This window comes from uncultured Nitratireductor sp. (assembly GCF_913053745.1).
Lineage (GTDB): Bacteria > Pseudomonadota > Alphaproteobacteria > Rhizobiales > Rhizobiaceae > Nitratireductor.
In genome coordinates, this window is record NZ_CAJXGF010000267.1 from 1 (window position 1) to 2,003 (window position 2,003).

4 protein-coding genes are annotated in these 2,003 nt (G+C 58.3%); all 4 read left to right on the forward strand.

Annotated elements, in window-relative coordinates; all coding sequences use genetic code 11:
- The first annotated feature begins 366 nt into the window (after window positions 1-366).
- Entirely contained in the window at window positions 367-888 is a 522-nt protein-coding gene (locus tag QZ638_RS23255) for a hypothetical protein (RefSeq protein WP_295815144.1), read from the forward strand.
- Window positions 889-975: 87 nt separating this feature from the next.
- Window positions 976-1,272 (forward strand): hypothetical protein, encoded by a 297-nt coding sequence (locus tag QZ638_RS23260; protein WP_295815146.1) that lies wholly within the window; start codon window positions 976-978, stop codon window positions 1,270-1,272.
- A gap of 42 nt (window positions 1,273-1,314) precedes the next feature.
- Window positions 1,315-1,725, forward strand: a complete 411-nt coding sequence (locus QZ638_RS23265; protein WP_295815149.1) for a hypothetical protein — start codon at window positions 1,315-1,317, stop codon at window positions 1,723-1,725.
- A gap of 24 nt (window positions 1,726-1,749) precedes the next feature.
- The coding region (locus tag QZ638_RS23270; protein WP_295815152.1) for a hypothetical protein at window positions 1,750-2,003 on the forward strand (254 nt) is incomplete at its 3' end.

Below are 2,003 nucleotides of genomic sequence, written 5' to 3' on the forward strand. Positions count from 1 at the left end.
TCGCGCGCGCGAAACCAGGCGTTCGTTGGACACCAGCATGAGGTCGAAGACGAGGTCCGTTTTCGACAGACGCAACATGCTTTCCGTGTACTCGGTCGTGGCCAGGCCGCCGTAGCACGGTGTCGCGATCAGGAGCTTTGGATCCATCGCCTAAGTCCCCCTTCCCAGGCAGTAACGGTGAGTTCGCAGCGCCGGGCGACAGAAGCGCGCGGCAACGTAGAATGGTTATATAGTGTTACACTCCCCTATTAAGGGAAATTCTCGTTGACTCTCGCTCAATCCGAATGAGAACATAATCAATCAGATCAATTTAAGATAGTTATTTTGATCCATCTATCCGCCACCTCGATGTCAAAGGAAGAGCGCGTGTCGGACAAGATCGCCAACTATTTAAAGGGAAGCTTTTCGGGAGATCTGACCAAGCTCATCGAAAATTATGAAGAGTTCGGCGGCATTGACGCGTTCTTCAACAACGCCCAGACGCCGAAGTTCTTCTACGAGTGGGCAGTGCAGGGGATGATCTACCAGCTATTGGTCCAGCTTCTCGGCGGCAGGGTCGATAAGTACATCCTTCTCATGGAACAGCCCTACACCGCCACCAACGCCGAGCTGCGCACCGACATCATGTACATCGATGTCGAGAACGATCTGATCCACGCCATCGAGCTCAAGACCGACTTTCAACTCGCCTCCGTCGTCAGTGACATGAGGAAGATGATCGCCCAGATCACAGCCGGAACCATCAAGACCGGCATCATGGTCTATCTGGTCGAAGACGATGAACAAGCCGGCGAATGGCAGGAAGCTTTCGAGTCTGACCGGAACATCAAGGCGGCGATACACGCCAAGCAGATCATCCCGGTCGACGTCTTAGCCTCGCGCGAATAACCCAACCCCCGGCGGTCCGAGTAGCAAGCCCGCTCGTTCAAGTACCTGCTAGTACATTGAAACAAATTCCAAATTGGGAGAAATGAAATGAGCGCTGCAGGTAACGTAGTAGAACTGTCTGCTTACATCATCGCCTTTGCGGGCGCCGCCGGCACGGCACAGAAGATCATGTCGACGGCGACGCAGCCGATGCAGATCAAGCAGTACATGTTCGACATCAATATTTCAGCGGACTACACGGTCAACAGCAGCACCGATGTCAGCATGACGATCTTCGGCATCGGCATCAAAGAGCAGTTGACGCTCGGCTACGAGAGCAAGATGGGTATCGAGGTCAAGTGCACCATCGTCCCGCTTGTTGTGATCGCATCCGAGAACACATAGCCTTTCAAAGCAAGTATCCAGTGGGTTCGCACGAGGGGCCCCATGGCGGATAACGATACCGAACAGCAGCGCAAGCCACCTCAGTGGCTTGCGCTGCGCGACATGATCGATGTCCTTCAGCAAGAGCTGGAACGGGCCAATCAGGCGCTCGAGAGCAAAGCTGCGGGGCCGTACTTGCAAGTCGCCAATCTGGAAATCGACCTGCCCGTCGTTCTGCACATGGAAGCGGAATCCGACGAAGCGGGCGCGACGAGGGTTCTGGCGCGCACGCCGGCGCAGCCGGGAACGACGGACAGCGGCGCCGCAGCGGAACAGGTGTCCGCCGCGGCCCAGCCCCTGGCCGCGGCGGAGGTCGCAGCAGCCGCGCCTCAAGCGCCGGCCGCGTCCGCGGAACCGCTCGTGGCCCGGGTGAAGGTGTCCTTCAAGAAGTCCCTGCCGTCCTTCAAGGGATAGTCCACTTTGGCAAAGGGGGTTAGGGTGGCTGTTCATTCGCTTCTAGACCGCCGCGACGGGTTGTTCGGGGAAATCACCGTCTACGACCTGGCAGGCCGGCGCTGGCTGACAAACAACGGAATCCTGCAAGGCCTGGCATTCCTCGAGCCCAATTCCAGAACGATCGATCCCGACGTGCCGCAGGGTCCGGGCCCGGTGCAGGGCTGCACCTATTCCCTCGCCTGGCTGATCGCGGCGAGTCAGGCGCCCGAGGGCCGCGGCCTCATGCTGGGCCTGGG